Below are 3,208 nucleotides of genomic sequence, written 5' to 3' on the forward strand. Positions count from 1 at the left end.
ATAGCACACATCAAAGAAAGTCACTCAGGTGGCTTTTTTTGCGTTAAAGTAGGCGGCATTTAGACACGCCCTAATATAAAAGAGAATGATTTATGAACATGTTGCTCCGTTTTTTTATTATGACCAGTCTGCTCAAACAAGCGCTCAAAAAACAATCGGTTAGCGAGACTCTCAGTCAAGAGGTGCTAAGAGCACCAGTTATACGGCACTACCGAGTATTACCGCACGATTTAGGGTTTCGGGATCATCTGCCAAATTATCGCTTTTTATCGTTTATTGAGCTTAATGTTACCAAGTGGCTAAGGATCTGCTGCCATCAAAAAGGCATCAAAACTCCTGAGTGGATTGTCGCTATGCAGGAGATTATTTATCTCAAGCAAATCAAATTCTTGGACAAAATGACTCTAAGAAGCGCGGTGGCAGGCTGGGATAAAAAGTATGTTTATTTTGAGCATCACTTCTTTGTAAAAGATCAGTTAATGGCGGTAGGGATGACCAAATTCGTATTTGTAAATAAACAAGGTCAGCAAACGCCAGCGCTATTGGATATGACAGGCGAGCAGCTGACTGATGTGATCACGACTTGGAATAGCCATCAAGTCGCAGTCAAATCCATGCAAGTACCAAGTGTATGATTCAATCATGCTCTAATAAATGCATCTATAATCATCTGCCGAAGTTTGTTAGGATGAGTCTATCGTTTTTATCGTAAATAAAGGAATCACCATGACCCCGCAAAAATTAAAATGGACAGACAGCTTAGATATCGCCATAGAGCTATACGAGAAGTTCCCCGAGACGGATCCGCAGTACATTCGTTTTACTGATTTGCACCGCTGGGTAACAGAATTAGAGGGCTTTGATGATGATCCACAAAAGTCAAACGAAGGCATCCTAGAAGCCATTCAAATGAATTGGATCGATGAAGCCGATTAATTTTTCTATTTTAACTCTCTCAGTTTTACTCTATAAATATAACGCTATAAGTATAAAACCAAGGCAACATTATGACATCACAGGTCAAAGAGCTATCAACAGCGATAGTTTGTAAAGGTATCAGTGTCCGTACTACCAATAACGCTGAGATTAGCCATGACAGCGCAAAGTTAGGTCGATTATGGCAAAAGTTTTACCAAAACCATGTCAGTCACCTTAGCGATAACGAAGATATCTACGGGGTCTATCACAATTATGAGAGCGAGGATTTAGTTGGCGCGTTCGATGTGGTCGCCAGTTGGAAGGTAGAGAGCGAGCCTGTAGAGGGAGAGGATGGCAATGAAAATAATAGTAAAGACAGCAACGTTCTTAGCCCTGAGAATATTTTAAGTGCCGCTCATGGTAGCGATGTCATTACGGTGACTATCCCTGAAGGCAAGTATCTAGTATTCACCGAAGAAGGCAGAATGCCCAACACCGTAATGAACGCTTGGGAGAAGGCTTGGGAGTATTTTCATAATCCTGATTGCGAGCATACTCGTACTTACAATGTCGATTTTGAGCATTATATCGGTGGCAATCTAGAGTATGGTCAGTTGGATCTGTATATTGGGATTGAGTGAGCCATTAATACAACGATCAACGAGAAACGAGCAACGAGAAGTAGAGAGAACATCTATGCCAACGCCGCAGGTAAGTTATCAAATCAATACGCCAATTACGCCTTTTCAATTTATAGAGGTATTAAAGCGTTGTAGTCTAGGCGAGCGCCGTCCTATAGATAATCCTTATGTTATAAAAGGGATGCTGGATAATGCCAATCTGTTAGTGACAGCTTGGACTGATGAGGTTCACGAAGAAGGTGTGAATGATACTAATAGCAGCAAAAAGCTTATAGGTGTAGCACGCTGCGTCACCGATTTTAGCTACTGTTGTTATTTATCAGATATCGCTGTCGATGAAGCCTATCAAAATCTAGGTATTGGCAAGACAATGATTGAACATATTGAGCAGCAATTACCACCAAGCTGCAAAGTTATTTTATTGTCTGCGCCGCAAGCGACTGAATATTATCCAAAGATTGGCTTTACTCGGCATGAGAGTGCTTGGGTTAAGGTGGTTGAGTAGTAAAAGGCTTTAGTGGCGTAGGGTGGGTTAGCTCAAGCGTAACCCACCAATTGAATAAAGCTATTCATCCAATAATAAATTTTCCAAAATCCCCTCATATATCTGCGCCAGTCGTCCCAAATCATCAACCTCAACCTTTTCATCGACTTGATGAATCGTTGCGTTGCGCACCCCCAGCTCAACCACTTGTGCACCAGTTGGCGCGATAAAGCGTCCGTCGGATGTCCCGCCTGAAGTAGATAATGTCGTCTCTGTACCTGTTACCGATTTGATCGCGTTTTGGCAAGCGGATACCAATTTGCCTTCTGGAGTCAAAAAAGGCTGACCCGATAATTTCCAATGAATATCATAATTGGCTTTACTATTGTTGAAGTGTTTATCAAAAATAGCGTGAGTTTTTTCTTTGAGTTCTTCTTCCGTAGTCTCTGTGGAAAAGCGAAAGTTAAAGACCGCATTAAGCGTTTCAGGAATGACGTTGGTTGCGCCTGTACCGCTGTTAATATTGGAGATTTGCAAGGAAGTCGCAGGGAAGTAATCGTTACCCTTATCCCACTGTGCAGCGGTTAATTCCGCCAAAGCAGCCATTGCCGCATGGATCGGATTACTGGCCAAATGCGGGTAGGCAACGTGACCTTGCTTTCCTGTGACCGTTAGCTCAGCACCTAAGGAGCCACGGCGACCGTTTTTGATAATATCACCTAACGTATCGGTACTTGAAGGCTCACCAACGAGGCAGTAGGTAATTTTTTCTTGCCGCGCTTCCAAGGTCTCAATCACTTTTACCGTACCATTGATAGACGGGCCTTCTTCATCTGAGGTAATCAAAAAAGCAATAGAGCCTTTGTGCTCAGGATGATTAGCCGAAAAACGCTCAGCGGCTACGGTAAAAGCGGCAATGCCTGTTTTCATGTCCGCAGCACCGCGGGCCCACAGATAGCCATCAGCAATAGTAGGAGAAAAAGGAGGGTATGTCCAATTATTGACATCGCCAGTGGGCACGACATCAGTGTGACCGGCGAAGCAAATTACAGGGTCAGTGCTGCCGCGCCGCGCCCAGAGGTTTTTGACTTGCGCCTGCTCGCCCGTTTGATCTCTGTCACCATAATACATAAACTCACAGTCAAAACCTGCCCGTTCCAATCGC

Annotated in this window: 5 protein-coding genes; 4 read left to right on the forward strand and 1 reads right to left on the reverse strand. The window is 43.6% G+C overall.

Annotated elements, in window-relative coordinates:
• The first annotated feature begins 92 nt into the window (after window positions 1–92).
• From ACTXGO_RS11615 to ACTXGO_RS11630, 4 genes are all read left to right on the forward strand, one after another.
• Window positions 93–635, forward strand: coding sequence for an acyl-CoA thioesterase (locus ACTXGO_RS11615; RefSeq protein WP_443574616.1), 543 nt, complete (start codon window positions 93–95; stop codon window positions 633–635).
• Between the two features lie 91 nt (window positions 636–726).
• On the forward strand, window positions 727–936 hold the full coding sequence (gene iscX / locus ACTXGO_RS11620) for a Fe-S cluster assembly protein IscX (RefSeq protein ID WP_021812734.1): 210 nt from the start codon (window positions 727–729) through the stop codon (window positions 934–936).
• Between the two features lie 71 nt (window positions 937–1,007).
• Complete coding sequence (locus tag ACTXGO_RS11625) at window positions 1,008–1,559, forward strand: GyrI-like domain-containing protein (protein ID WP_443574618.1); 552 nt, start codon at window positions 1,008–1,010, stop codon at window positions 1,557–1,559.
• Window positions 1,560–1,614: 55 nt separating this feature from the next.
• A complete protein-coding gene (locus ACTXGO_RS11630; protein ID WP_435950391.1) occupies window positions 1,615–2,064 on the forward strand; it encodes a GNAT family N-acetyltransferase in 450 nt (149 codons plus the stop codon).
• 60 nt (window positions 2,065–2,124) lie between these two features.
• Here the strand turns inward: ACTXGO_RS11630 and dapE are convergent.
• On the reverse strand, window positions 2,125–3,208 hold a 1,084-nt coding region (gene dapE, locus ACTXGO_RS11635; protein WP_443574620.1), incomplete at its 5' end, for a succinyl-diaminopimelate desuccinylase.

It is taken from the genome of Psychrobacter sp. T6-1 (assembly GCF_052258445.1).

Coding starts and splice junctions, on each gene's coding strand:
- ACTXGO_RS11630 (WP_435950391.1), top strand. CDS start 1,615: ATGCCAACGCCGCAGGTAAGTTATCAAATCAATACGCCAATTACGCCT.
- ACTXGO_RS11625 (WP_443574618.1), top strand. CDS start 1,008: ATGACATCACAGGTCAAAGAGCTATCAACAGCGATAGTTTGTAAAGGT.
- ACTXGO_RS11615 (WP_443574616.1), top strand. CDS start 93: ATGAACATGTTGCTCCGTTTTTTTATTATGACCAGTCTGCTCAAACAA.
- iscX (WP_021812734.1), top strand. CDS start 727: ATGACCCCGCAAAAATTAAAATGGACAGACAGCTTAGATATCGCCATA.